This window comes from Rhizobium hidalgonense (genome assembly GCF_005862185.2).
GTDB lineage: Bacteria > Pseudomonadota > Alphaproteobacteria > Rhizobiales > Rhizobiaceae > Rhizobium > Rhizobium hidalgonense.
The window spans coordinates 168,169-193,566 of the sequence record NZ_CP054030.1; the positions used below are offsets into that span (position 1 = coordinate 168,169).

Genomic DNA, 25,398 nt, shown 5'->3' on the forward strand with positions numbered 1-25,398 from the left:
GCATACGGTGTGCGTCAAAGACGCCTAAGGCTCGATCGAGCCGGCTCTCAGGCCGCTTTTCGTTTGATGGGATTGCGTTAGATTCGGCCGTGCTTATCTGCTACCGACCAAATAGGCATCGACCGCTCTTACCGTCCCGGGTCTCGGGGGCATGACTATGGGTTAATGGTGGTCTGTCAGGGAGTATATCTACTCATTTACGTCACCCAGAAATGACTATAGCTGAATTGGTGTCTCCAATAACACTCGCCTCAGTTGGAGCTGGGCCAAGGAGCGGTCCAAACGTTTGGATCGTCCTGGCGTGAAGATAGAAAATCAGCGGAAAGGGAGAATCAAATGTCCTTGCATGTCAGCTACGTAGACAAGGAAATGGCGGATCATGCCCGTGCATCACAGTCGGGAAGCGCGGCGCTTGCCCAAGGAACGCAATATTCGTTGCTATTGAAGAATCAATCGGCGCAACCTTGGACCTTCTACGTCTATCAAAAGATGCCTCAGCCTGTTGCCAATGTCTTCTCCTTGGCATGGTTCTGCTCTCCGTATCAAATTCGGGTTGGCAATCAAATCAAATTCACTTGGGAGCTCGCCTATAACTTCGTCTGGAGCGACACGGGACACCTGATTGCTGGCGTGGACTTTCTTGCCTCTGGAGTGGAGGACTGCAGCCCCAGCGGGAGAAACACCACTACTTTTTCATTAAGTGATGGACCTGGCCTGACCGCGCCGATCAAGGGTGATCCTGCAGGATCACTGGTCATCAACGATGCTGCCAATGTGCCAAACAACCGGTTCTCCGTGGGCATCGGCATGTCCGGAACAGGAACTTATGTTGCACAAGCGGGCACCAATCTGCTCCACACGTTCACGCCGACTCCGAGTTATTGGATTGCGGCGGGAACGAATGTGACCATCGGCTCGGTGCTCAGTATCGACACGATCACCCAGACCAAGGAAGCCAAGTTTCCCTCTGCCGTCTTCAATCTCGTAGGCGTGCTCCAAGACGACAATACCTGGGATGTCAACCCGGCTTGATGGCAAGGTGAATTAGCATCAGCTCCGTCCGTCAGGACGGAGCTGATGCAGGGGAGTGCCTGTTGTTGCTGATAATTGGCATTCCTTCCCTCACACATCAATTTGACCGAGGAACCAAAGATGTTTGCAGGGCCTCCAATCGGTGCGGTGTGTCCCTTTGCGGGGCAAGTTGCCCCTATCTCGAGCTCGGTTAATACAATCTGGAGCAACACACCCTGCGCAAGCTCTGGCGTGGCTGCGGGTACAAATGCGGAAGCTCCGATCAGCTACGTCGAAGCCCAGGGATGGATGCTTTGCGATGGACGCTATCTCAGGGCAGCCGCCTATCCAGAACTCTACGCCGTTCTCGGCGGACTCTATGGAGAGCGGAATTCCACGGCCGATCTGGAATTTCGGATTCCAGACTACCGTGGGCTGTTCCTGCGCGGTTTCGATTCCGGTGCCGGTATGGACCCTGACGCGAAACGACGGCTAGATCCAACTGGCAATAATGTTGCAAACGTTGTTGGATCACTCCAATGCGATGCTCTGCAAGTTCATGCGCATCCCTATGAGATAACGACGCCGGCGGGAATTTCGCAACAGGGCAGTGCCGCCGGAACTTCCATTTCAAGCAAATCGACAGGTTCACCGGAAAATCCGGCACGCACAGCTCTTGAGACGCGTCCCAAGAACGTGGCCGTGAATTACCTGATCAAGTTTCGGTAACTTGAAAGGGGCGCAGATCCTTTCATTCGATTCAGAGACATCGGTCCGGAAGCGACATCTTGCCGGCCGGCAAAAGAGGAGAAGCCTAATGACTGCTACTTTGAGAGCTTTCGGATGCCTAGCTGCTTTCGCTCTGACCTTCACCTTAACGCAGGGAGCCGCGGCTGAGGAGCACCAAAAAGGCAAGGTCGCAGCGAAGCCCGTAGAAACTGGCGTTGTGATCCGCGGCATCACGCTTGCCGGCCCGGTTGGAAATCCGGGAACGTCAACCGGGAAAACATGCGATTTCAGCGGTGAGCCCGTGGATCCATCCGGACGTTTGGAGGGGGCAAGCGTCAACTGCAGGCCAAGTGGCAACCAGGCGAATACATTGCCAGGGCTTCCCGCACGCTTTAACGCGTATTGCGTGATAAATGCGCCGGTCAAAAGTGCGCGGCTAATCCAAGCTGCCCGACCAGACAATGCCAACCACTGCGATCTGTCGGGGATCACCCCGAAAGACGCGACTGGTCAATTCGGGGGGGCCGTCTGGCGGTAGGCGGCCATTGGACGACTTCTGAGGAAACAAATTCAAAGCACGTCCTCGCAGCCATCCAATGGATGCTCTCTGCTCGACCTACCGAAAACTGTGTTGCGCCTGTCTATCAATTAGGCGCAGATTTAGCATTTCAACGGGCTACCATCAGATCATGATCGCTGTCGTGATCCAACAGGCCCGATCCTTGAAGTGGCCGAAAACTCCATATATTTCAGCGAATGATCCTGAGACGAAAGCTTTCGGCAATCATCTGGGGTGTATTTACCACATTGAGTTTTCGCTGGATGTTCAAAATGACATTTTGAATGGTTCGATGGGATCGTCCGAGAATCGTTGCGATCTCTATTGCTGTTTTGCCTGCGGCACACCAATGGATGATTTCGCGCTCTCGCGTTGTGATCATGGGTAAGGCCTGAATCTTTCGACTGGCATCATTCCCAATTTGGGCGCGGAGCAAGCTGTGCGCGTAAGCCGCCATCAGATAGAGCGCGCTTCGGTCGCAGGTTGAGAGCTCTACCCTTTCCGCTCCAAAACTGACAATCGATTGAAACCCGGCGGCAGTGTGTAAAGGAACGCTAAAGCCGTCAATCAACTTGAATTCGCGTGCCTCATTCATGACCCGACGGCTCTGCCGAGCGAGTTTTTGATCTCGCAGAGCTTCCGACCAAACAAATGCGTGATCACATGTCTTGCTAAACTGCACTATGGGGTCGGCGTGGACATAGTTGTTTTCACGATAGCGATCAAACCACCCGGCTGACCAATTGCCCAAAACGAAATAGGGATCAATTCGCTCCGGAGGCGAGGGGATGCCGGATATCGCGAAATAACTAAACCCGAAATATTGTGAAATTTTTCCAAGTAAGAGTAACACATCGTCTTTGCTCTTTGCGCTGGCTGACTCTGACAGGAAATCGAACACCAGATTCGAGACCGCTGAGGATTCTTCCTTCACGACAACCTCCCGGTTCGGCGCAAGATTAACTTCCTCACATCTAAGCAGTGAGTGTCCAGTTCCGTGGGCAGCGAAACTCTGAAAACCATATTAGATACCCTTGATGCATACAACCAAAAAGCGCATCTTCCAGGCGGGATCGTCCTCGGCAAACCGTTTGGCGCCGCTCGTCTAAAAACAGTTCGAGCCGTCAATTTTAACCGAGTGCGTCAGCCCGATCGCCATAGCTACGCATTCACCCGGAACCGTGCGGCAGACGACTGACAACTTCGAAGCAGGGCCTGTCGCAAATTTTGGCGCTTAACGGTATGTGGACCATGGGACGAGAGATTGCCCCTCCGAAAGTTGTGGAGCGAGCCGATGATTCTGAATGCTATTACCGAAAAGCTGAAGCGGCAATCGATGGCTGATTTCAAGGGCCGGCATTTCGAGGCATGGCCGATCGTGCGGGCGGTTGCCTGGTATTTGCGTTTGCTCAAGGCTTCAGACGAGTTCGTCAGAAGCGAAAGTTAAGGCCCGCCTTAATTACATTATCGTTGAGGTTGGACTTCGAGTTGATGCCTCCGCTCGGGGTCGGGACGGCGTTGTTAATGCCGTAGTTATACTCGATCTTTGCCGACACGCCGCCCGAAAACGCGTGCTCGACGCCGCCACCGAAGAGGTAGCCTTGTTTCCAGCTATCCGGTCCGGATATCCATTTGTCCGATCCGGATACGAGGCGGCGGCCCTCGAACTCGGTCGTTGTGACGCCCGCGGTGCCGTAGACGAAAGTGCGATCAAAGCCCAGGCCAGCCTTCGCTTTCGCGGCACCGCGGAAGCGGCTTTCCACCTTGCCGCCGGGCACACGCACTTCGTTGTTCATGTAAGAGCCTTCGAGTTCTGCGCCGAAAACGCCCGATCCGGCCTGGAAATTGTAACCTACCTGAGCGCCCACCGCTGGGGCGCGACCATTGTTGAACGGGTTGAATTTGGAGGCCGCGACACCTCCGTGAAGACCGGCGTAAGCCCCGGCCCACGAGAAGGTTCCCGGTGCGTCATAAGAGGGGACGCTCGGAACGCTGTGGTCAGCTAGATCGGCCGCCGACGCGCCGCATGCCATTAGGGTCGAGACGCCTAGGGCGAAGATTTTTCTCTTAATTAGCGACATAATAACCCCATAACGAGCGAAACTAACATCCGGTGCTGGGCTGGACGCCCAAAGGTCTGCAAACTCCGCCTGACCCCCGGAGAGGGCATCATGAGCTTCCATGAGAAAAGCCAGATCGCTCGACCGGATCAAGTTTCGCATCGCGTCCGTTGGGTCTTGTGTGGACCCGACGCTCTCCGGCACATAGGAGGCGTTGTCCCTGCTGTGCCGGAGCCTACCTCCTGGACCATAGCCCCCGACGTTCCTCCCTGCGACAGACCTTCGCCTGTTGAATATTTCAGCATTGTCATACCTGCTTTCATACGCAGACTCTCTACAATTACCCGATTTAAGACAAGAGACGCAGAGGATATATTTAATAGTATATTCGTTAATGTTATGCCAAAGAACGGTAATGCATTGATAGTTCACCATTTAATGGAAAACTATACGGAAATATATTTCCACATATATTCTGGTTTATTTTCCAGCTCGTGGCACCAGCATTTGCCGCGCCAACAAACTTAGGCTCGCACAACGAAAGCGCGACTGTAGCTGAGCTTATGCCACGACAGAATTCACGACGCTCGTCCGGGCGGCCAGATCCGCAGAGCGTCCCTGCAACTCCTGGTCCAGGAGCCTGTAATCCGCAGTGATATGATCGTCGGTCAGCCGATGGGTGGGGCCGAGCGGCTGCCGACCCGCGGTGCGATGCCCGATCCCGAGGCCGGTTCAGCCGTCTGGGCAACTCGCGAGTGATGGGTGAGACCCCGTCCGACTCCCACCCCGCCGGGTTGGGCTCACCGTTGGTGGAGAAGCGTGTCATAGGGACGCGTCGGGTCGGCTTGAGGATATTCACAACATTGACGGCGTCGTCGCGACCAGTATCTCTGCGCTGTTCCTGCGGGTGATCAGCATCGCCAATTTGTTCTTCCTGAACGGTTGCGGAAGCCCAGATCGTTACCGCCGAAGCGAAGATACTCTCCACCGAAATCGCGATTGCGGCCACAAGTTGTTCGAGCTGGCAGGAACGCGTTCAACCCTTGCAGAGCACGGGCTTGATCGCCACTGACGCAACGCCCGCACCCATACTCTGCATGACCCGGTCCGCTGGAAGTACGCCATTTTGGGTAAGTATTTCCTGAATGGCGAGAAGCCACCGCTCCATGCCTGGAGCTGAGGTTTTCGATCTGCAAAGCACCCTGAGATCAGGTGCTCTGCAGATTTGTCTGCAACGTATACGAGGGGGAAGCTTCCACCTTCGTCAACGAGGTGTCGCGGACATTGTTGCCACTGCTTGGCCGCCGATTGTCATAGCCCTAAGTCTTTTTCATATTCTGCCGGCCATCTACGAAGGGCGCACAGTCGTCCGGAGATAAACACTTCGGCATCCATCATTCAAATCCTTCAGATCAAATCAATGGATTTCACTAATAGGCACTTAGAAAACATAAGGGGTGCTGGCAGCTTCGGCTGCCTCATAAGGAGTATATGTGATGATGATCAAAGGCACTGATAAAAGCCCCTTTATTATTAATGGATCCGATGAAGACGACACAATCTATGGACTCAATCGCAATGACTGGATCAAAGCCGGCGGCGGCGATGATCTGATTTGGGCTGAACGCGAACACGACATGATCGAGGCCGGTCCCGGCCATGACATCATCTGGGCCGGGGATGGCTCAGACGCTATCCATGCTGGTGATGGTGACGACCTCCTGTATAGCGACGGCTCATTCGCCGCCTTCAACCCCTTCGAAGTGCACCGCGTAATACCACATAGCGGCGAGAGCGACGACTGGCTCCACGGCGATGACGGGAAGGATACTCTGGTGGCTGGCGACGGCGCAGATGTTTTGGCTGGCGGCGAAGACGCTGACGCCTTCGTGTTTCGGTTCCACGATCCTATGGTTGGAACAACGCACTGCTATACGACTGTGAAAGATTTCGACCCGAAGCAAGACCGTTTTGTCATGGACGCCGATCACTTCGGTAAAGGGGATCTGTTTGGCGCAAATTTCATCAACCACTCGAAGGGTTTCCCAGGCCAATTTGTGGACACTTTCTACAATGGCAAGGCCGCGAACGCGCACGGTGAGCACGTTGTGGTAATCACAGATCGTGGGTTCACGTCTAGCTCTGCCGCCGCGACCGCTATTCACGGGGAAGCCCGCGGTGACATCATTGTCTACTATGATGAAAAAACTCTCGGTCAGGATGGCAAAACTCACGGTGCGACACTAGCCTATGTCGATTCCGCGAACCACGCGCATGCCTTCGCTCATGTCGACAATCTGCACGACATGTCAGATCTTACCTCGTTTACGGGGGAAAATTTCGGCTTCATTTAATTCGAAGACCCGAGGAGCGTTCCACCCTTGGGGCGCTTCTCTTTTCCAACGTGGCGCAGTACGGAAAAATGGAAACGACGAAATTTTTTTGATCGAATGCACCGGCACGTGAACAAGGTCCAATGGCCGGTCGCGTGCTGTCCAGTGTCGGCGTTTTTAAACCGCAAAGACGTGACCCTGGTCGAGAGGATCGTGAGATGCTGGCGGAGTTGGCCCTGCTGCTGATGACCCGCGTGGTGTATCAGGAGCGGCGCCTGCGTAGCATCCGTTTTCTGTACAGGCCCGCGAAGCAATTCCATCTTAGTGAAAGTCTGCGTTGAGGGCCTTAGCAGGATTACGTCCCGTTTCATGGCTGCTTGGCGAGGGGTCCACGCGGTCACATCCTTTTGCTGGCGGTGCGTCTTCCGTCGAGGAAGGTTTACATTGCGCTTGACAGTGCTGTCGTCAACATACTGGTGTTGGCGACAGGCTTCGGTGATCTGCTCGGCCGGAAATGAGTAACCGCCGTTACTTCAACAATCATTTACGTTGAACGAGCCTGGTGATCTCGCTGATAACGCTTTCCAAGATGTTGCGCATCATGCAGTCTGCCGCTTTGCTTGCGGCGCAAGTCTAATCAACCGGCCGAAAGCAATAGGCATTCGCAAGGCACGACTGTAAAGGAAAACAGACGCTTAATGCAAAACAGCGCGTAGGTCCATGGCGGTGTATCCGTAGACCACTGGGGCAGGCTGGCGTCAAATCCCTTTAGGCCTGTCGTTCGGGTCAAACTGAATGATCGTGATCCAATTGGCAGTGAGTGCCGGTCGGTTTTCGTTCTCGATCTCGACCGTCACCTCATAGGTGGTCACCAGCATGCTTGCGCCGCGAAATTGACATTCAGAGAGAACGAAGCGGCCGCGCACACGGCTGCCGGTCCTAACCGGTGACATGAAACGCACCCGGTCTAAGCCGTAGTTAAGGCCCAGGGTCTGCTCGCGGATCCTTGGCATGCCGCTGAAGTTCATCGCCGACAGAAGCGAGAGTGTCAAGAAGCCATGAGCGATAGTGCCACCAAACGGGCTTTCGACTGCAGCGCGTTCCGGGTGCACGTGGATGAATTGATGATCGTGTGTCGCATCGGCAAAGAGATCGATTGTAGTTTGATCGACGGTGATCCATTCGGATTTGCCGAGTTCCTGGCCAATTCGCGACGGCACGTCGGCGAGCGAAAGTTCGTGCATTCGACCTCACTTATTTGATGTCTGATCAAGTCGTGGATTTTCCCGGAGGCGAGTTGCGATCTAATCAATCGTCACAATCATTCGACTGTGACTGACTTAGCTAGATTCCGCGGCTGGTCCACATCTGCCCCCATGACCACCGCCGTGTGATACGCAAGAAGCTGCAGCGGCAGAGAAAAGATCATTGGCGCGATAATCTCCTCGACATTGGGTAATACGATAGTGTGCATGGTGGGGAGTTTCGACATCGAAGCTCCCGTCTCATCTGTGATCAGAATGATGCGGCCGCCGCGGGCGGCCACTTCCTGCATATTGGAGACAGTCTTGTCGAAGAACCGATCATGTGGCGCGATGACGATGACTGGCATATTTTCGTCGATCAGGGCGATCGGACCATGTTTTAATTCTCCTGCCGCATAGCCTTCAGCATGGATATAGGAAACCTCCTTGAGCTTCAGCGCACCTTCCATGGCCAATGGGAAATTCGTGCCGCGGCCGAGATAGAGCACGTCGCGATAATGCGACAATTCCCGTGACAAGAGCTCGATCTTCGGCTTGATGTCGTTCAGCACCCGTCGCATAACGCCTGGTAACGTCGCCAGGCTTTGGACGAGCGCTTGTTCCTCGTCGTCCGTGATTGTGCCCCGCGCCTTGCCTGCGCCGATGGCAAGTGCAGCGAGAACAGCAAGCTGGCAGGTAAATGCCTTGGTAGAAGCAACGCCGATCTCTGGCCCGGCGAGGATCGGAAAGATGGCATCTGCCTCGCGGGCAATAGTAGATTCTGGGGTATTGACGACAGCGCCTATTCTCAGACCTTGTGCTTTGCAATAGCGCAGCGATGCAAGCGTGTCAGCCGTTTCACCAGATTGAGAGATGAAGAGCGCTGCCGACCGCGGAGACAATGGGATTTCTCGATAGCGGAATTCAGAGGCGACATCAATTTCAACCATTAACCGTGCGTAGCGCTCGAACCAATATTTGCCAACCAGCCCCGCTAGATATGCAGTGCCGCAGGCAGAAATTGCGAGGCTCTCAACCCTGGCAAATCCGATGTCGGCTGCAATGGCTTTGACATGATTTTCGTTGACATCGATGTAGTGACCAAGAGCGCGGGCGATGACCTCGGGTTGCTCGTAGATTTCCTTGTCCATAAAGTGCCGGTGATTGCCCTTGCAGACCAGGTCGGCGGTAGCAATCGATATGTGCCGCGGGCGCGTAACGACTTTGCCTTCGATATCGAAAACTTGGACACTCGTTTTGCCTACTACAGCCCAATCGCCATCGTGCAGATAAGTGATGTCATTGGTGAACGGAGCAAGAGCGATCGCGTCGGAGCCCAGAAACATCTCACCATCGCCATGGCCTATCACTAATGGTGGCCCATTGCGCGCCACCATAATGGTTGCGGGATCTTCCTCAAACAAAATGGCAAGAGCGAAGGCGCCGTTAACGCACTTCAGCATGGCTTGCATTGCTTCAAGACATCCCATGCCATCCTGACGGAATTTGGTCAGGAGATGCACAATCACCTCGGTGTCCGTATCGGTCTTAAACTTGACCCCTACCTTCGCCAATCCGTCCTTCAGCTCGGCAAAATTTTCGATGATGCCGTTATGAACAACGGCTACGCCATCGGCAAAGTGCGGGTGAGCGTTGCATTCTGTCGGCGCACCATGCGTCGCCCAGCGCGTGTGGGCGATGCCGACGGTGCCGCTCAGGGGCTCTTTTTTCAATCTCGTTTTAAGGTTCACGAGTTTGCCTTCTGCGCGGCGTCGGTGCAATTCTCCCTCGAAGATCGTCGCAACGCCGGCTGAATCATAGCCACGATATTCCAGTCGCTCCAAGGCTTCGATCAGCCGCTCCGACACGGGCTTCCGTCCGACTATGCCAACAATCCCACACATGCTCGTCACCCACGTCCCAAGAGCCCCCGCCCGGTCATCAGGAAGGCGGACGCCGCTCGGTGCGGGTCCTCCAGGGGTGCTAATAAATCCAAACAGATTAGTAAAATTGATTGTTGCAATAGCTACCATCCACGATATGGATGTCGCGCACTCGGGTTTCGTCGATTAGACGCTGCAGACAGCGTATGGTGCCTTCTGCAAAGTGTCGATGATAACTTACGCCCGGGTGTTGGGCGCCTACCTCTAAAAATGTTCGAGCCAACAGGAATTGGTATTTGCCGACGACATGCCGCGCGCATGTCCATTCGACACGATCAATTGTCTTTCATCATGCGCACGGACTGAAAGACAATTCGTTTTTCTGCGCGGTATGTGTCTGCGGGTTGACCCTAAGTCGTAGTTGCCCCTTTGCATGCAAACGTGATCACGAATCGGCCAGCAGGACCGCCCAGCCGCATTTGCAAAGAGGTTGGCGTCAGAGTGCAAGTGCCGACAGTTGGAACGGCAAGGGCGGCCAGAGGTTGCGCTCGCACAAGCAAAGAAGCTACCCCTTACGCCGGATTTACCCCAACGCCTGCTTTTATGATTTCGGCAAGCGTCCACCAGCCTTGACCCGAGCTGGATTTCCCATGGCCGTGCTTCCTGCAGGAACATCTCGCGTGACCACACTACCAGCGCCAATGACAGCGTGGTCGCCAATTGTCACGCCCGGGAGAATGATTGCTCCACCGCCAATCCAGGCGTGCCTGCCAATGCTGACAGGTCGTCCCAACTGCAGTCCAGCCTGGCGCTGCTCTGGATCATGTGGATGGTCCGCGGTGTAAATCTGCACAGCAGGGCCTATTGCGGTTCCGTCACCGATAGTTACCGCTGCCACGTCAAGAATGACGCAGTTGTAATTGATGTAAACCCAAGCTCCGACCCGGATGTTAAACCCGTAATCGCAGTGGAACGGCGGACGAATAACCGCTCCAAGCCCGACTGCTCCCAATCGTTCTAAAAGGAGCGCATTCCACCGCTCGGCGGAGTCGCCCAGCGTGTCATTATACCGCTTCAACCAAGCCCCGGTGAGGAGCAACTCGGCTTGGATCTCGGGGTCCGCTGCGTTGTACATTTCGCCTGCCAGCATCTTCTCTTTTTGGCTGCTTGTCATCGTACACTTCTCAGATCTTGTTCGCGGGAGGACGGTACTTGAGTGCGACTACTTCGCGACCAAGCTAGCTAGCACCTGGCACGATATCGGGCGTAGGCGGAGGTGGAATTGATAGTAACACTCCTTGTTCGTGGAAGAAAAGGATGAGGCGTCAACTTTAGTCGACCGGCGAGCCGAGTGAGAACTCCGGCGACGAAAATAGTCAGGCTCCAGCTCCCGCGACACATGGTGAAAGCTGAATAACGTGGCTGCGCGGAGGAACATTTTTCAGATGCGCGAGTATCTGCGAAACTGCAGCAAAACCTCGCTAACGGGAATCGGCGGCGCCCGCCTCAGGCATTTTGCCGCTGGCCTTACAAGGGTTCAATCATGACGATCTTCACTTCATTGCACCTGCTTGAACGCAAGGACAGCATTCATGCCGCCCATCGCGAAGGCGTTGCTCATGGCCACGCGCACCCTGCGCTCTCGGGGCACATTTGGCGTGATGTCCAGATCACAATCGGGGTCTGGCTCGCGATAGTTGGCCGTCGGCGGCACGACATCTTCTTGGATCGCCATAACGCAAGCTATCATTTCGAGCGCACTTGCTGCCCCGAGGCAGTGCGCGTGAGTGGATTTGGTAGAAGAGATGGACATCGATCGAGCATGGTCACCAAAGACGCGCTTAATCGCCGTTGTTTCAATCTGATCGTTGGCCTTGGTGCCGGTGCCATGGGCGTTGAGGTAGTCTACATCCTCGGCATTTAAACCCGCATCAACAAGGCAGGCGCGCATCGCGGCCTCCGGCCCATGCACAGCTGGTGCAGCGATGTGGTAGGCATCGGCGGAAAGGCCAATGCCGGCGACCTCGGCAAGCATCGTTGCACCGCGGGCGGCGGCATGCTCATAACTTTCCAGCACCGCCATGCCCGCACCCTCGCCTAAAACTAGTCCTTTCCTGTCGGCGGAGAATGGGCGGCAAGTATCTGGAGCGAGTACGCGCATTGCTTCCCATGCCTTAAGCACGATCCACACGAGTGGCGCGTCGCTTCCTCCAGCTAGCATAACGTCCGCCCTACCGAGCTTGATCTGGTCTACCGCTGAAGCGATCGCATGGTTGGCCGAGGCGCAGGCGGAGGTGGCACCGAAGACTGGCCCCCGCAGCCCGAGGTTCATGCTTACCTGACAGGCAGCCGCGCTAGGCATCGCCTTCACCCCAGTGAATAGCTCAGTGCGCGTCGCGCCGCCCAATAGGAGGGTGCGGTAGGCCTTCTCGGTAGCGTCCCAGCCGCCAAAGCCAACGCCCACTGTCGCGCCAAAACGGTGGGCATTTTCTTCATCGCACGAAAGGCCGGCCTGTCGCATGGCTTCTCTAGCTGCAAGCACGGCAAGCAGGCTGAAGCGGTCCATGGAGATGAGCTGCTTGCGATCAATGTCGTGTTCAGGCAGGACCTTGATCTCGGTCCCGATCATGCCCTTCAGCTCATGAATCTCTGAGTTTGAGATCGGGCCGATGGCGGAGCGGCCTTCGCGCATCTCCGTCCAGATAGAGGAAGCATCGGTGCCCAGTCCGCACAGTCCGCCCAATCCGGTGATAACGACGCGCCTGTCCATTCAGACCTCCTTGGTGAGCAGGCCACGGACGGCTTCCACCACGTCGCCGATGTTGTTGAGGTTCGACCAGGCATCGGCCGTATTCATCTCGATCTTAATGCCGTAGAGTTGCTCCAGATCCCAAAGGACATCGGCCAAACCCAGCGAATCGATGCCAAGTGAAGTCAACTCAGTGTCAGTCGTTATTTCGCCGAGCGCTACGATCGTTCTCTCGCCGTTTTCAGCTTTGACGAGCTTATTGATCGCACTGATAATTTCCAGTGTGAGTTGGTCAGCCATTTGTATTCCTTTCCATCATGTCTAATTTCGACAAGCCGCCGGCCTTGCGAGAAGGCTCGATCTAAATGCTGCTAACATCGGAAGATGTTCCGGCTCGTCTGCGAAGTGACGACAGAAACCGATAAACTTACCGGAACGTCATCGCGCGGTTGCCCTGCTATGGATCATAGGGAACGATTGGTAAAATTGATTGTGTGGATCAAAAGCATCCACGCTATGGATTGCGGCTCGGCCATTGCCGCCGCTGAATTCATGCGCCGGCGAAGTTGCAGACCCTCCAGAAAAAGCGTGATTACGCGGATCGAAAGTATTGAGCTTTGGCCGCTCTCCCGGGCCAGCGCGTTGTCAGTGCGGCGCAGGGAGCATGTGCGGGAGGTCGATGAGCTCGCCGCGGCGTGATGCTGGTTTTCAGCAATGAGCCGAACATAAGTGACAGGAATAAAGTTTTGAATCACTTTTGCATGAGGCCAAGGAAAGCATACAAATGGCACCTTCTCAGGTTCAAACGATCTCTCGGCACAATCGCTTCGATTGGTAGATGAACTGAGGCAGTGGGGCCCGCCTGTAGCGTGATGCCTCGTTTGGGGACCGAATGCATCGGTTCCAATGATCAGCGCCCATCTAACTACTGGGCCTGTGAAATGAACCCGGCGGTGCCGCTTACGACGCACAACTTTCCATCTCAGATTCCATGCGCGAAGCCTCTTTGATCATAATCTTGCGCAACCATATGTTTCCAGGATCAGTGTTGTGAAGAGCCGGCCATTGGACAGCCTCAGTGAACGAAAGAAGTGGCAAAGGATGCTCGATGATCCGTAAGGGGATAATTTGTTCGTAATGTTTGACCAGCCGGAGCGGGATGGTTGCTATTCGGTTAGTGCCTGACAGCAACGGCGGGATCAAGTTAAACCCCGGCACGACGAGTTCAATACGCCTCTTGAAGCCGTGCTCCAGCAATAACCATTGCTCAACAGAAGGCTTAAGACCACGTCCGAACTTAGCCGCAACATGCCCCATGGACATATATTGCTCCAGAGAGAGCTTCCCTGGCAGCTGCTCGTTCGTAGGGCAGCCGACACACACCAGTTCCTCTTCGAAAAGCCTTGCTTTCGGATGGGCGCCAGACATGAATAAATCCGGAAGGATCAGAAAATCAACATCCCCACGGCGGAGAAGCTCCTCCGGATCGTCGTCAAGCGGCAGCAACTCGAAGCTGACCCCCGGCGCCTCTCGAGCTAAGCGCAAGATGATCTTGTCGAAGAAGACCAGTGTCATGAAGTCTGAAAGGATAATTCTGAATCGGCGGTCGGACTCCGCGGGGTTTATTGGATCCCATGCGATGACGGAGAGCTGAATATGCAAGAGAGCATCGCGAACAGCGGGGGCGAGTGCCTCCGCACGCGGGGTCGGAATTAGCTCCCGTCTCTGCATGATAAAAAGCTCGTCGTTGAAATAGGCGCGCAACCTGGAGATGGCAGCGCTCATGGCGGGTTGGCTGAGGTTGATGCTGCGTGCCGCTGCTGTGAGCTTGCGCTCGGTCATTAGAGCGTCGAGCGCTACAAGAAGGTTGAGATCAAGGCCTTTAAAACGCATGAGTGTATATCCATTACATAGATGATTGCCATCCAAACAATCAATTTTACCAATCTTTCGGATCACTTATAGAAAAGCCGGAACTTGATCAATATCAAGGCCGGGAACGAAAAATCGAAATGCCGGGCAAGGGCCCGATTTCAATTCTTTACTTCTCCTAACCGCTCGATTGTCTAACCGGCAATCCAATAGTCATGCGCAACAATCTCGCGCGGCTTTGATCGTGGCTGCGTGAAGGACCAACGTGGAGCTTTTGCATGTCTTCTGAAGTGCGATGGAAAATATGCTGGGAAAATGAGCTGGAAGCTTCAGACCACGCGGAGCTCGCTGATTTTTTTTGCAAGACCTATGGGCCGACGGGAGCTTTCAATGCCAAGCCGTTCGAGACTGGCCGAAGCTGGGGTGGTGCGAGGCCCGAACGCCGCGCAATCGCATATGACTCGCGCGGTGTCGCTAGCCACATGGGCTTGTTACGCCGCTTCGTAAGGGTCGGTACGACTGATTTGCTTGTGGCCGAGCTAGGCCTGTACGGAGTGCGACCGGATCTAGAAGGATTAGGCATCGCTCACTCGGTCCGCGCTATGTTTCCGGTTCTGCGCGAGTTGAGCGTTCCATTTGCTTTTGGAACAGTTCGCCACGCCATGCGGAATCACATGGAAAGATACTGCCGAGACGGAACCGCCAATATGATGACGGGGCTGCGTGTGCGCTCCACGCTTCCAGACGCGCATTCCGACCTGCCAGCCACGCGCACTGAAGATGTCCTCGTATTGGTAGTTCCCGTCGACCGTCCGATGACTGAGTGGCCTGCGGGCTCGTTGATTGAACGAAACGGGTCGGAACTATGAAGCGGCCTGCCTATATGAGCGAAGTACCGGTCAATCACACAAACGGACCGGAAGATCGCTGCGTTTACTTGACGTTCGATGATGGTCCCAATCCATTCTGCACGCCGCAAATCCTTGATGTTCTAGCTGAGCACCGCGTCCCGGCAACATTTTTTGCTATCGGTTCCTACGTGAAGGATCACCCGGAACTCATTCAACGCCTTGTGGCGGAAGGTCATGATGTCGCCAATCATACCATGACGCATCCCGACCTCGCCACCTGCGATCCCAAGGATGTGAAACGTGAAATAGACGAGGCGCATCAAGCTATTGTCTCGGCCTGCCCCCAAGCCCAGGTCCGGCACTTACGAGCGCCTTACGGGGCGTGGACTGAAGACGTGCTCTCAGCATCGGTGAGGGCTGGACTTGGAGCCGTTCACTGGTCGGCCGACCCTAGAGATTGGTCTTGCCCGGGCACCGATGTGATCGTTGATGAGGTGCTTGCTGCTGCTCGGCCTGGGGCAATCGTACTTTTGCACGACGGGTGTCCTCCCGATGAGGTTGAGCAATGCTCGCTCGCCGGACTGCGTGACCAGACGCTTTTAGCACTCTCTCGAATTATTCCGGCACTGCATAGCCGCGGATTCCAAATTCGTTCACTTCCCTGAAACACTGGACAAACGAGAAACCATGACCCTGCTCGCAACAACCAGCATCGCCGCCGTCTCGCTTTATGCAATGCTCTCCACCGTTTACAAGAGTGCGCAGGTTTTTCATGCTAGGCGGACAACGATCTCAACAACACCTGCACAAGACATCGAAACCAGCCCCGTGCCAAGCGTCGATGTGATTGTGCCGTGCTTCAACGAGGACCCAATCGTTCTTTCGGAATGCCTCGCGTCGCTTGCGGAACAAGATTATGCCGGAAAATTGTGTATTTATGTAGTCGACGACGGTTCCAAAAATCGCGACGCGGTGGTGGCTCAGCGCGCTGTCTATGCAGACGATGAGAGATTCAACTTCACAATTCTCCCTAAAAATGTTGGAAAGCGCAAAGCGCAAATCGCCGCTATAACCCAGTCCTCTGGGGATCTTATCTTGAATGTGGACTCAGACACCACGATCGCCCCCGACGTAGTCTCGAAGCTTGCCCACAAAATGCGGGATCCAGCAGTCGGTGCGGCGATGGGCCAAATGAAAGCCAGTAACCAGGCGGACAGCTGGCTAACTCGTTTGATTGACATGGAGTACTGGATTGCCTGCAACGAGGAGCGCGCGGCACAAGCTCGCTTCGGTGCAGTTATGTGTTGCTGCGGCCCATGTGCGATGTACCGTCGGTCTGCTATGCTTTCGCTGCTCGATCAGTACGAGACGCAGCTTTATCGCGGCAAGCCGAGTGACTTCGGCGAAGATCGCCATTTGACGATTCTCATGCTGAGCGCAGGCTTTCGAACTGAATATGTTCCGAGCGCCATCGCGGCGACAGTCGTTCCTGACACAATGGGTGTTTATCTGCGTCAGCAATTACGGTGGGCACGCAGCACTTTTCGGGATACTTTACTTGCGCTCCCCGTACTGCCTGGCCTCGATCGGTATCTCACGCTGGATGCAATCGGGCAAAATGTCGGCCTTCTTCTTCTTGCGCTGTCGGTAGTGACCGGTATTGGCCAGCTTGCACTGACCGCCACAGTGCCATGGTGGACGATCCTGGTCATTGGATCCATGACTCTTGTACGGTGTAGCGTGGCTGCCTATCGCGCCCGCGAACTTAGGTTTCTGAGTTTTGCTCTCCACACGCTCGTGAACATCTTTCTCTTAATTCCCTTGAAAGCCTATGCCCTTTGTACCCTATCCAATAGCGACTGGCTGTCGCGCGGATCAGTAGCTGTTGCGCCGAATGTTGGTCAGCAGGGCCCTGCCAAAATGCCAGGACGGGCGACATCTGAAATTGCCTATAGTGGCGAGTGATGATCGCGCCACCGCAGCTCAAAATTTGGGACAAGAAATGAACGGGCAATTAGCGAATTTGAAGACGACGATCGCTGATCCGCACCTGGATCATATCATCTCGTCGGAGCGGCAGGGCGGTTCGAAATGCAAGGCAGTGGATTCGCCTTCTGGCGCATTGTCCCCAGTTGCAATCGATCTGGCCGGCGTTTCGAAGTCATATGGTGGTAAAGTCGTCGTCAATGACTTGTCGTTTACTATCGCCGCAGGAGAGTGTTTTGGTCTTTTAGGACCGAACGGCGCGGGAAAAAGCACGATCACCCGTATGATCCTAGGAATGACGTCGCCAAGTGCAGGCAATATGACTGTACTCGGAGCGCAGGAACCGGGCCAGGTTCGCTTGGCGCGCGCGAAAATCGGGATCGTCTCTCAGTTCGATAATCTGGACCTGGAATTCACGGTCCGCGAAAACCTTTTAGTATACGGCCGCTACTTCCGCATGAGCACCCGAGAAATCGAAGCGGTCATCCCGTCACTACTTGAATTTGCGAGACTTGAGAGCAAGGCGAATACGCGTGTGGCAGACCTATCTGGAGGAATGAAGCGGCGCCTCACTTTGGCGCGTGCGCTCATTAATGACCCGCAGCTACTCATTTTGGACGAGCCGACTACTGGTCTCGACCCACACGCGCGCCACTTGATCTGGGAACGACTTCGATCGCTGTTGGCACGCGGCAAGACAATTCTTCTGACCACCCATATCATGGAAGAGGCTGAGCGGTTATGCGACCGGCTGTGCGTGCTTGAAGCTGGGCGAAAGATCGCCGAAGGCCGACCGCATGCCCTGATCGAGGAGCAGATTGGTTGTCCCGTGATCGAAATTTATGGTGGCGATCCGCAGGAGCTTAGTCTTTTGGTCAGGCCGAATGCTAGGCGACTGGAGATCAGCGGAGAGACCCTGTTCTGCTACACGCCTGATCCAGAGCAGGTGCGCGCGCAACTGCGTGGATATTCGGGCCTGCGCTTGCTGGAGCGTCCACCAAATCTAGAGGATGTCTTCTTGCGGTTAACCGGACGCGAGATGGAGAAGTAGACGATGGGCGTAGCAACATTACCCGCCGGCGGTTTGAACTGGCTCGCAGTTTGGCGCAGAAACTATCTGGCTTGGAAAAAAGCGGCGCTGGCATCCATTCTCGGAAATCTAGCCGATCCTATAATATACCTATTCGGGCTCGGCGCTGGATTGGGAGTGATGGTAGGGCGCGTTGACGGCGTATCGTACACTGCATTTTTGGCGGCTGGAATGATCGCGACAAGCGCGATGACTGCTGCAACCTTCGAGACTATCTATGCGGCCTTTGGCCGAATGCAGGGCCAGCGCACCTGGGAAGCAATGTTGTACACACAGCTCACGCTAGGGGATATCGTCGTTGGGGAAATGGCCTGGGCAGCAACTAAGGCGGCGCTGGCGGGCACCGGTATTGGTATCGTCGCCGCCACGCTGGGATACACTCATTGGCTGTGTCTTCTCTATGCGCTTCCGGTCATCGCCCTCACTGGCTTAGCGTTTGCGAGCCTTGGAATGGTCGTTACGGCCCTCGCGCCCAGTTACGATTACTTCATATTTTACCAAACCCTCGTCATCACACCGATGTTGTTTTTGTCAGGCGCAGTCTTTCCCGTAGACCAATTGCCCGTAGCATTCCAACAGATAGCCGCCTTTTTGCCCTTGGCACATTCGATCGATGTTATCCGCCCGATGATGCTGGGCCAACCAATCGCCAATGTCTGCCTGCATATCGGCGTTCTCTGCATCTACATAGTCGTACCATTCCTCGTGTCGACCACATTGCTTCGACGGCGGTTAATGCGGTGATGAGTGCCACTTTCACAGTAAGCGGTGCCTTGACCCCACCGTCCGGATCAGCATGTAATTGTTGACGTTGTTGCCGAACGAGGGCAAACGATCTAACGGCAGAGCTGCCGACAACAATGCCGTCCACCGCTACACCGAGTTCTGTTCTCAATAAACGCCAAAAGGTTGCGCGGCATCTGCCCGCGCTGATGGACATTCATGGGACCATCCAATGAACACTCATCCGACCACCGGAACAACTTTGACCTGTTAAGGCTCTTTGCCGCCTGCCAAGTGATGTTCAGCCACGCGTGGAATTGGCTTCACCTGGGCGATTCTTTAGACGGCACATCGGTCTTCAATCTGTTGTTTTCGGCGCCGGGTGTTGCGATCTTCTTTGTAATCAGCGGCTTTCTAGTAACGGATTCTTACATCCGCTCATCGTCTGCGGCCTCTTTTTTCGTCAAGCGGTCGCTCCGGATCTTTCCTGCACTGTTCGTCAACATCGCCATAATGGAACTTGCCCTGCTGGTGACTGGGGGACTACATGTCACTGGCATCTTGCAGTATCTGTCTTACTTCACTGTCTACATCCTGACCGCTGCACGGATCTGGGCGGTCTACTTCACCTACGAGCCCTACACGATGAGCGGCTTTTATGGCGCCTCGGACCTAAGTGGGGTGCTGTGGACGCTGACGGTGGAGCTGACGTTCTACCTCACCCTGCCAACGCTGTTGGAAATTTGGCGGCGGTGGAAACGAGCAGGGGCGCTAGTCGTTGCCGTCGCCGCTCTCGGGTCTTGGGTCATGGCGCAGCACTTCAACATAACTGATAAGTACAATCCGTTCCTGTCGGTGACAGCAGGCCCGACTTTCTGGATTTTTTCGATGGGGGTTCTTGCTCGGTTTTACTGGCATCGCGTCAGCAAGATCTTTGAAGGCAAGCTCTTGTGGTGGCTGGCAACTCATCTCGCGATAACGTGGTGGGTAGCAGGAACGTCCGCTGCGTTCATCTCGATCAACAATGCGGCGCCTGTTGATGCATTCCGAATCGCTGTTCTCGCCGGTCTAGTCCTGTCGGCAGCGCACTCATTTCCGCGCCCTAATCTGTTGCGCGGGCAGGATCTCTCTTACGGGATCTACCTCTACCATATGCTCGTCATGCACACGCTGATCGCCATCGGATGGGTCGGCCACTGGTGGCTCTGGATCGTCGAGCCTGTCGGAACCGTGGCACTAGCCGCTCTATCATGGGCGCTGATTGAACAGCCGGCCATGAAACTTCGCACATCGCTAGTCGCCAGAAGGCTTTCCGTCGCTTAAACGGAAAGCTCCTGTTAAGAGATCGGAACTCCAATGGAAGCTGCCACATTGGGCTGTGGTGTCTGGGATGAATCGGCGTGGGTGAAGGTGACCCCATCCGAGGCCCGGTTGGGCCAGAAGAACCACAGGGGCCGCAAGTCGTTCCGGGTGAAACTGGACCAATGCCCGGCAGCCGAGCGCTTTTGGCGGAGGAGACGCGCTAGTCCATGGTCGCGGATCAAAATAGTCAGGACTACGTGCGGCCAGAGCATCGGGTACGGATATCCTCCATTGAGCTTGACTTGGTGGGCATCTGAATCAATTCAGCGCGGAGGTAGAAGGGCTGGTCGCTCGTCGCCTGGAAGGAGCCGAAGGCCTCGGTGATAGCGGCCTGCGTTTGCTGGTTCGAGAGCTTCAGCTTCGCCGAAACTTGAGTCGAAGCGATGATAATTTTCTCCGGATTTCGGTCCTCCGTTACATCCAGGCACGTCAGACTGAGGTGGATCTCAGCCGTGTCGGATTGATCCAGGATGAGGCAGTTGAACGCTGTCGGCTTTCCAAATCGTTTCAGGTAGGAGCCAATGGATTTCGCCAGTGTGGGCCTTTGGCCTTTACTGGTGCACATCGACGCAAGTTTGTCCGGCAACCCCCCAAGCGGCATTGTGCAGCTCAGCGTTTGCGTCAATTTCATTCTTCCTACCTGATAAGGGACCGTCTGCACGGCGTTCTGCCAGGCTCGAGCCTCCAGATTGCGGGAGGCATCTTCCAATAGTGTCTGAATCAAAGCTGAACAAATCTTCTCTGCGTCGAGGGGGCTATTGCTCTTGGGGCCGTTCACGAGGAAAAGAGCCGCAGCTGTTCTGGCGAAGGGGTTCATGCCAATTCCTTTCCGGAGCCGCGGATATCACCGAACCGATGGGATGAATGCTGTTACAAAGCTTAGGGCTTCCGCCTGGATTGCCGATTAGGCTAGCGTTGTTTCGTTGAATGGCAGCCATCTCGGATTCCTCCTGATTTACGGGCGGCCTCTTGCCGTTAGCCGCCTTCAAGGGATCGGGAACTCGATGCCCTCTATTTGGTGTGTATGCCCGCTTGCGCTTCACATCGACGCTCATCTATCAACCTGCGCACACGCTAACTGGATAGCCTCCTCGCGTCGACAGTAACGGGCAGGCGCCTGTTCTGCGATAGGTCGGGGAGGGCTATCCGCCATCCATTTTTCAGCAAAATAAAGCCGCCCCATAGGTTTTTGTGCTCAACCGAAATGATCGGTTCCTCAAGGTCTTTCTTGTGAATATAGACCGATAAGCCGACGTCAGTTCTGCTGATTGTCACTCTCATGCATGTCCCTTCTCGCTGCGCCGGATTTGGAGCTCCGGAAGCTCAGGTTGCGCGCATCGCTCACTGGATTGGATATCGGTGGTACGTGAATTTTTGACCTCATGTTCGCTTAGGAGACCACTAGCGGCTCGTCGCATTCTTTACGATTTAGTCCGGTGGCGATCAGGCAGGGACGCAGGTCTTCGGCATCGGACACACCGAAGCGCATTGTTGCGTGTCAAACTCACCCTTGCACTCAGTACATTTTTTTGAATCCACGACGTATCCCTCACCTTTGAAACTGATCGCATCTGAGGGACATTCAAATTCGCAAGCCCCGCACTGGGTGCATTGGGATACAATGATCTTGAAGGCCATGTTTTAGCTCCTGATTCAATTAGAGGGGCCTAAAGCCGTCGGCATCGCCGGTTTGCCGCCAAACTCGGCGGCGTATAGCGCGCCAATCGCAGTCTCGATGTAATTATAGGAAAATGCGTCACTGGCTCGCACGCCAGTTTCTGCCAGCCGCTTCTTTGGGCAATCGCCGATTTTGGAAGAAAGCAGAATGTCGATGCCGTCGAGTGCAACGATAGTGTGATCGAGAGTGGCCTTCTCGCCTAAACCACCGAGGCAATACTGCTCGACCTTGCGGTGTCCCACCAAGTTGATCCCCTTTCGTGAGACTGCATACACTTGGAGTTCCCTTGCCTGACCGAAATGTTCGTTGATCCTGCCGCCACCTTTAGTCGCCACGGCAACAGCGAGGGTTCCCGAAGAACCCAGTGACCTGACTGCTTTGTTCGCGTCCAATTTTGCTGCTAGTTGATCCCCTCGCTCATGCTGGACCAGCTTGCGATAGGCCTCGCGCTTGCGGGTGTCGAATTTAACTCTGGTGGAGATCTGGTCGAGGGCAAACTCTCGCTCGCGATCATCGCCCAGCAAACCGATGGCGTCGGCCCGGCATTGTTGGCAGTGGCGCATAAGCTTAACGTTGCCATCGAGACAGTCTTGAAGTGCCTTCAGTTCGAACGGCTCCGGGCAACGCTGACCCGTAAGACCGTAATAAGTGCCATGTGAAGGCTTGGAAATCAGGGGCACCACATTGTGCATGAATGCCCCGCGGTCTCTGATCCATCGGTTAACTTCCACGAGGTGCGTGTCATTGACGCCTGGAATCATCACCGAATTGATTTTGGTGAGAATGCCGCGTTTGGTCAGCATTTCCAAACCCAGCATTTGGCGCTCGTGAAGGATCCTGGCACCTTCTATCCCGGTGTATCGACGATGACCGTGAAGTATCCATGGATAGATCTTCGCCCCGACTTCCGGATCCACCATGTTGATAGTGATCGTCACGTGATCGACGTTCATGTCAGCTAGCTCATCGACATGGTCCGGAAGCGCCAATCCATTGGTAGAAATGCATAGTCTGATGTCAGGTATTTCTCTCGCAACTCCTTCAAACGTCGCTACTGTCTTCCTCCAGTCGTAACAAGCGTCGCCCGGTCCGGCAACGCCGACTACGGAAAGCTCCGGCACTTTACTGGCGACGGCAAGCACCTTGCGTACTGCCTGGTCGGGAGTCAATTTCACCGATGCGACGCCCGGGCGGCTTTCGTTGGTGCAATCATATTTGCGATTGCAGTAGTTGCACTGGATGTTGCAAGCAGGTGCGACCGCGACATGCATTCGAGCGAAATAGTGATGCGCTTGCTCTGAAAAGCAGGGATGGTCTTTGATTCTCTCCCAGATCCGCGCATCTATGTCATCCGTCACCGAAAGGCCATAGGACGAAGATGCGCGGCCACCGGGCATAGCGGGAGCCATCGGCGCTCGGTGGAAGGAGGCACTGCTGCTCGTCCCGACCTTTATTTCCGGTTCCGACATTGCACTGTTCCACTGATGAGGAAAGGTTACAGCTCCAAAAGCAAGCGAGATTCCCGTCGACGAGACATTATGGTTTCAGCGCTTATGTCGCCTTTAACACCCGATTCCCCCGCTTGCTGTCGGAGCTGTTTTGTAGAAATCAAGACAGGGTCGCGCCCGAAGTCGCTTCGCTGGCAACCAACCAAAGCTGACAACGCTCTTGATCTCGCTCACCTTCACTCTTTCACCACATCGATACCAAACCGGCGCAACGCATAGCCGACCTGTCGCGGCGTTTTCCCTAGGATACGAGCCGCTTTGGCCTGTACCCAACCAGCCTTCACCATTGCATTGATCAGTCGATCACGCTCAGTGAGACCCGGTGCCTCCATTGTGGCTGTGGCACCGCTGGGAGTGCCTGCGTAGGGGCCCAGTCCGCTCGACATTGTGTCTCGCGGGTTGAGAGTGTGCATCGTTTTGTTGCCAATACCGTCGACGTCGGTTTTCCAAAGGAGCGCCGAAAAACATTGGTTTTGCTGACAAGCAAAATCTGATGAACCGATGGTATTTGAACTGGCGAGAGTGGCGGTCTTTTGTACGCAGTTGTCCAGCTCGCGAACATTGCCGGGGAATGCGCATTTAGACAAAATGTCTAGTGCCGACGGCGCGAACTCAAAATTTCGATCATTTGCCTTGTTGAATTGCTCGAGGAACACTTGCGCTAGAAGCGAAATGTCTCCGTCGCGCAGCCGAAGTGGCGGCAAAATGATGGGCACCACATTGATCCGGTAATAGAGGTCGGCTCTGAACTCCCCTCGAAGGACGGCCACTTCAAGGTTTTTGTTGGTGGCGCATATAACTCGAACGTCTACTTTTAATGTCTTCGTTCCGCCGAGACGTTCGAATTCGCCTTCCTGTAACACGCGCAATAACTTCGCCTGGAATTGTGGTGATACATCGCCAATTTCATCAAGCAACAGCGTTCCGCCATTGGCCAGTTCGAAACGTCCAGCTCGTTGAAGAAGAGCGCCAGTGAAAGCGCCTTTCTCATGGCCAAACAATTCGGATTCCAGAACGGTTTCCGACAGCGCGGCGCAATTCAACTTAATAAATGGCTTGCTTTTCCGTATCGACAGCGCGTGTATTGCTCTGGCAAAGCACTCCTTGCCAGTACCGGTCTCACCTCTCAAAAGCACCGCGGAGTTTGTCGCGGCCGCGATTTTGGTGGTTTCGAGAACCTTCTTGATCGCAGGGCTGTCCCCGACGATCCAGTCGATCTTATCGTGCTGGGTGTGAGGCCTCGGCTTGATTTTCGGAATCTGTCCTGCTTGTTGTTCCTCGGTGACCGAGCCGCCATCGCTGCACAATTCGCGATATCGCTGGCAGGTTAAACCGATCAGCACGGCAATCTTTGTCAGAAGACTTTCGTCCTGAGCTTCGCTTTGCTGTGCGAAATCAATCCACAATGCGCCGATTGCTTTCCGGTTTGCCTTAACGGGGAGAAAGATGGAATTTTTCCCAAAGTGCTTCTCACCGCCAGCGAGGACACGATCTATTGCGTCCGCCTGTTCAATCGTAAGTGGACGTGAGCGAACGTCGTGCCCAATGAGAGCCCGCACGTTTATCCAGGGCTCTCCTCCGGCGCCGTGAATCACGATTCCGCCATCGCTCAATAGCAGATGCTCGGCGAGTGCATTCATGGCTGCCTTCAGCACGTTGTCTAGAGGAAAAGAAGAGATAAGTTCTTTGGATACGGCGTAGAGTATACTGAGCCGCGTCTCTGGTTTCATCGGGCCTACAAACAGGGGAGGTTGCACTGT

General features: G+C 54.9%; 22 protein-coding genes and 2 pseudogenes. 11 read left to right on the forward strand and 13 right to left on the reverse strand.

Features of this window, described 5'->3' with window-relative positions:
* The first annotated feature begins 336 nt into the window (after nt 1–336).
* Nucleotides 337–1,032 carry a protein rhiA gene (locus tag FFM81_RS31990; protein WP_138386460.1) on the forward strand — a complete coding sequence of 232 codons (696 nt, stop codon included), beginning with the start codon at nt 337–339 and terminating at the stop codon, nt 1,030–1,032.
* Between the two features lie 231 nt (nt 1,033–1,263).
* Nucleotides 1,264–1,740 carry a tail fiber protein gene (locus tag FFM81_RS31995; protein ID WP_017958615.1) on the forward strand — a complete coding sequence of 159 codons (477 nt, stop codon included), beginning with the start codon at nt 1,264–1,266 and terminating at the stop codon, nt 1,738–1,740.
* A gap of 749 nt (nt 1,741–2,489) precedes the next feature.
* Here the strand turns inward: FFM81_RS31995 and FFM81_RS32000 are convergent.
* Nucleotides 2,490–3,233, reverse strand: coding sequence for a helix-turn-helix transcriptional regulator (locus FFM81_RS32000; protein WP_018496492.1), 744 nt, complete (start codon nt 3,231–3,233; stop codon nt 2,490–2,492).
* 360 nt (nt 3,234–3,593) lie between these two features.
* On the opposite strand from FFM81_RS32000, the pseudogene FFM81_RS32005 reads away from it, so the two are divergent.
* Nucleotides 3,594–3,704: pseudogene (locus FFM81_RS32005) on the forward strand (IS6 family transposase); the annotation flags it as partial.
* Nucleotides 3,705–3,729: 25 nt separating this feature from the next.
* On the opposite strand, the gene FFM81_RS32010 reads toward FFM81_RS32005, so the two are convergent.
* A complete protein-coding gene (locus tag FFM81_RS32010; protein WP_138386468.1) occupies nt 3,730–4,380 on the reverse strand; it encodes an outer membrane protein in 651 nt (216 codons plus the stop codon).
* Between the two features lie 917 nt (nt 4,381–5,297).
* On the opposite strand from FFM81_RS32010, the pseudogene FFM81_RS32015 reads away from it, so the two are divergent.
* Both FFM81_RS32015 and FFM81_RS32020 read left to right on the forward strand, forming a co-directional pair.
* Nucleotides 5,298–5,539: pseudogene (locus FFM81_RS32015) on the forward strand (SfnB family sulfur acquisition oxidoreductase); the annotation flags it as partial.
* Nucleotides 5,540–5,855: 316 nt separating this feature from the next.
* Complete coding sequence (locus tag FFM81_RS32020) at nt 5,856–6,713, forward strand: calcium-binding protein (protein ID WP_138386458.1); 858 nt, start codon at nt 5,856–5,858, stop codon at nt 6,711–6,713.
* 737 nt (nt 6,714–7,450) lie between these two features.
* On the opposite strand, the gene FFM81_RS32025 is transcribed toward FFM81_RS32020, so the two are convergent.
* The 6 genes from FFM81_RS32025 to nodD1 all read right to left on the reverse strand — a co-directional run bounded on the left by FFM81_RS32025 (nt 7,451) and on the right by nodD1 (nt 14,461).
* A complete protein-coding gene (locus FFM81_RS32025; RefSeq protein WP_138386457.1) occupies nt 7,451–7,936 on the reverse strand; it encodes a MaoC family dehydratase in 486 nt (161 codons plus the stop codon).
* A gap of 77 nt (nt 7,937–8,013) precedes the next feature.
* Complete coding sequence (gene glmS, locus FFM81_RS32030; protein WP_138386456.1) at nt 8,014–9,840, reverse strand: glutamine--fructose-6-phosphate transaminase (isomerizing); 1,827 nt, start codon at nt 9,838–9,840, stop codon at nt 8,014–8,016.
* Nucleotides 9,841–10,420: 580 nt separating this feature from the next.
* The gene (gene nodL, locus FFM81_RS32035) at nt 10,421–10,993 is read right to left on the reverse strand and encodes a nodulation O-acetyltransferase NodL (RefSeq protein WP_017958622.1); all 573 of its coding nucleotides are present in this window, start codon (nt 10,991–10,993) and stop codon (nt 10,421–10,423) included.
* Nucleotides 10,994–11,377: 384 nt separating this feature from the next.
* A complete protein-coding gene (locus tag FFM81_RS32040) occupies nt 11,378–12,589 on the reverse strand; it encodes a beta-ketoacyl-[acyl-carrier-protein] synthase family protein (protein WP_017958623.1) in 1,212 nt (403 codons plus the stop codon).
* Entirely contained in the window at nt 12,590–12,868 is a 279-nt protein-coding gene (locus FFM81_RS32045; protein ID WP_017958624.1) for an acyl carrier protein, read from the reverse strand.
* Between the two features lie 660 nt (nt 12,869–13,528).
* The gene (nodD1, locus tag FFM81_RS32050) at nt 13,529–14,461 is read right to left on the reverse strand and encodes a transcriptional regulator NodD1 (RefSeq protein ID WP_138333871.1); all 933 of its coding nucleotides are present in this window, start codon (nt 14,459–14,461) and stop codon (nt 13,529–13,531) included.
* A 257-nt stretch (nt 14,462–14,718) separates the two neighbouring features.
* Here nodD1 and FFM81_RS32055 point away from each other — a divergent pair, with 257 nt between their 5' ends.
* The 6 genes from FFM81_RS32055 (at nt 14,719) to nodX (ending at nt 20,413) form a co-directional block, all read left to right on the forward strand.
* Nucleotides 14,719–15,309, forward strand: a complete 591-nt coding sequence (locus FFM81_RS32055) for a NodA family N-acyltransferase (RefSeq protein WP_017958626.1) — start codon at nt 14,719–14,721, stop codon at nt 15,307–15,309.
* Entirely contained in the window at nt 15,306–15,956 is a 651-nt protein-coding gene (nodB, locus tag FFM81_RS32060) for a chitooligosaccharide deacetylase NodB (RefSeq protein ID WP_138333873.1), read from the forward strand. The genes FFM81_RS32055 and nodB overlap by 4 nt, the downstream gene beginning before the upstream one ends.
* Nucleotides 15,957–15,978: 22 nt before the next feature.
* Nucleotides 15,979–17,256, forward strand: coding sequence for a chitooligosaccharide synthase NodC (gene nodC, locus FFM81_RS32065; RefSeq protein ID WP_138386455.1), 1,278 nt, complete (start codon nt 15,979–15,981; stop codon nt 17,254–17,256).
* A 37-nt stretch (nt 17,257–17,293) separates the two neighbouring features.
* Complete coding sequence (nodI, locus tag FFM81_RS32070) at nt 17,294–18,328, forward strand: nodulation factor ABC transporter ATP-binding protein NodI (protein ID WP_138386467.1); 1,035 nt, start codon at nt 17,294–17,296, stop codon at nt 18,326–18,328.
* Between the two features lie 3 nt (nt 18,329–18,331).
* Nucleotides 18,332–19,111, forward strand: a complete 780-nt coding sequence (locus tag FFM81_RS32075) for an ABC transporter permease (protein ID WP_138386454.1) — start codon at nt 18,332–18,334, stop codon at nt 19,109–19,111.
* A 198-nt stretch (nt 19,112–19,309) separates the two neighbouring features.
* Nucleotides 19,310–20,413 (forward strand): nodulation protein NodX, encoded by a 1,104-nt coding sequence (gene nodX / locus FFM81_RS32080; RefSeq protein ID WP_138386453.1) that lies wholly within the window; start codon nt 19,310–19,312, stop codon nt 20,411–20,413.
* Between the two features lie 232 nt (nt 20,414–20,645).
* Here nodX and FFM81_RS32085 read toward each other — a convergent pair whose 3' ends face one another.
* The 5 genes from FFM81_RS32085 to nifA form a co-directional block, all read right to left on the reverse strand.
* Nucleotides 20,646–21,269 (reverse strand): glutamate acetyltransferase, encoded by a 624-nt coding sequence (locus FFM81_RS32085; protein ID WP_138386452.1) that lies wholly within the window; start codon nt 21,267–21,269, stop codon nt 20,646–20,648.
* Nucleotides 21,270–21,526: 257 nt separating this feature from the next.
* Nucleotides 21,527–21,733: a putative nitrogen fixation protein NifT gene (nifT, locus tag FFM81_RS32090; RefSeq protein WP_017958633.1), complete on the reverse strand. Its 207-nt coding sequence runs from the start codon at nt 21,731–21,733 to the stop codon at nt 21,527–21,529.
* Between the two features lie 162 nt (nt 21,734–21,895).
* Nucleotides 21,896–22,090: a 4Fe-4S binding protein gene (locus tag FFM81_RS32095; protein ID WP_017958634.1), complete on the reverse strand. Its 195-nt coding sequence runs from the start codon at nt 22,088–22,090 to the stop codon at nt 21,896–21,898.
* 15 nt (nt 22,091–22,105) lie between these two features.
* Nucleotides 22,106–23,599 carry a nitrogenase cofactor biosynthesis protein NifB gene (gene nifB / locus FFM81_RS32100; RefSeq protein WP_017958635.1) on the reverse strand — a complete coding sequence of 498 codons (1,494 nt, stop codon included), beginning with the start codon at nt 23,597–23,599 and terminating at the stop codon, nt 22,106–22,108.
* Between the two features lie 215 nt (nt 23,600–23,814).
* Nucleotides 23,815–25,368, reverse strand: a complete 1,554-nt coding sequence (gene nifA / locus FFM81_RS32105) for a nif-specific transcriptional activator NifA (RefSeq protein WP_017958636.1) — start codon at nt 25,366–25,368, stop codon at nt 23,815–23,817.
* Nucleotides 25,369–25,398 lie beyond the last annotated feature (30 nt).

Bases quoted from the DNA above. Each gene is read 5' to 3' on its own strand.
- nifA (WP_017958636.1), bottom strand. From the start codon at position 25,368: ATGAAACCAGAGACGCGGCTCAGTATACTCTACGCCGTATCCAAAGAA.
- FFM81_RS32025 (WP_138386457.1), bottom strand. From the start codon at position 7,936: ATGCACGAACTTTCGCTCGCCGACGTGCCGTCGCGAATTGGCCAGGAA.
- FFM81_RS32095 (WP_017958634.1), bottom strand. From the start codon at position 22,090: ATGGCCTTCAAGATCATTGTATCCCAATGCACCCAGTGCGGGGCTTGC.
- FFM81_RS32010 (WP_138386468.1), bottom strand. From the start codon at position 4,380: ATGTCGCTAATTAAGAGAAAAATCTTCGCCCTAGGCGTCTCGACCCTA.
- FFM81_RS32040 (WP_017958623.1), bottom strand. From the start codon at position 12,589: ATGGACAGGCGCGTCGTTATCACCGGATTGGGCGGACTGTGCGGACTG.
- FFM81_RS32055 (WP_017958626.1), top strand. From the start codon at position 14,719: ATGTCTTCTGAAGTGCGATGGAAAATATGCTGGGAAAATGAGCTGGAA.
- glmS (WP_138386456.1), bottom strand. From the start codon at position 9,840: ATGTGTGGGATTGTTGGCATAGTCGGACGGAAGCCCGTGTCGGAGCGG.
- FFM81_RS31990 (WP_138386460.1), top strand. From the start codon at position 337: ATGTCCTTGCATGTCAGCTACGTAGACAAGGAAATGGCGGATCATGCC.
- nodC (WP_138386455.1), top strand. From the start codon at position 15,979: ATGACCCTGCTCGCAACAACCAGCATCGCCGCCGTCTCGCTTTATGCA.
- nodB (WP_138333873.1), top strand. From the start codon at position 15,306: ATGAAGCGGCCTGCCTATATGAGCGAAGTACCGGTCAATCACACAAAC.
- FFM81_RS32045 (WP_017958624.1), bottom strand. From the start codon at position 12,868: ATGGCTGACCAACTCACACTGGAAATTATCAGTGCGATCAATAAGCTC.
- nodX (WP_138386453.1), top strand. From the start codon at position 19,310: ATGGGACCATCCAATGAACACTCATCCGACCACCGGAACAACTTTGAC.
- FFM81_RS32075 (WP_138386454.1), top strand. From the start codon at position 18,332: ATGGGCGTAGCAACATTACCCGCCGGCGGTTTGAACTGGCTCGCAGTT.
- FFM81_RS32020 (WP_138386458.1), top strand. From the start codon at position 5,856: ATGATGATCAAAGGCACTGATAAAAGCCCCTTTATTATTAATGGATCC.
- FFM81_RS32085 (WP_138386452.1), bottom strand. From the start codon at position 21,269: ATGAACCCCTTCGCCAGAACAGCTGCGGCTCTTTTCCTCGTGAACGGC.
- nodD1 (WP_138333871.1), bottom strand. From the start codon at position 14,461: ATGCGTTTTAAAGGCCTTGATCTCAACCTTCTTGTAGCGCTCGACGCT.
- nifB (WP_017958635.1), bottom strand. From the start codon at position 23,599: ATGTCGGAACCGGAAATAAAGGTCGGGACGAGCAGCAGTGCCTCCTTC.
- nodI (WP_138386467.1), top strand. From the start codon at position 17,294: ATGAACGGGCAATTAGCGAATTTGAAGACGACGATCGCTGATCCGCAC.
- nodL (WP_017958622.1), bottom strand. From the start codon at position 10,993: ATGACAAGCAGCCAAAAAGAGAAGATGCTGGCAGGCGAAATGTACAAC.
- nifT (WP_017958633.1), bottom strand. From the start codon at position 21,733: ATGAGAGTGACAATCAGCAGAACTGACGTCGGCTTATCGGTCTATATT.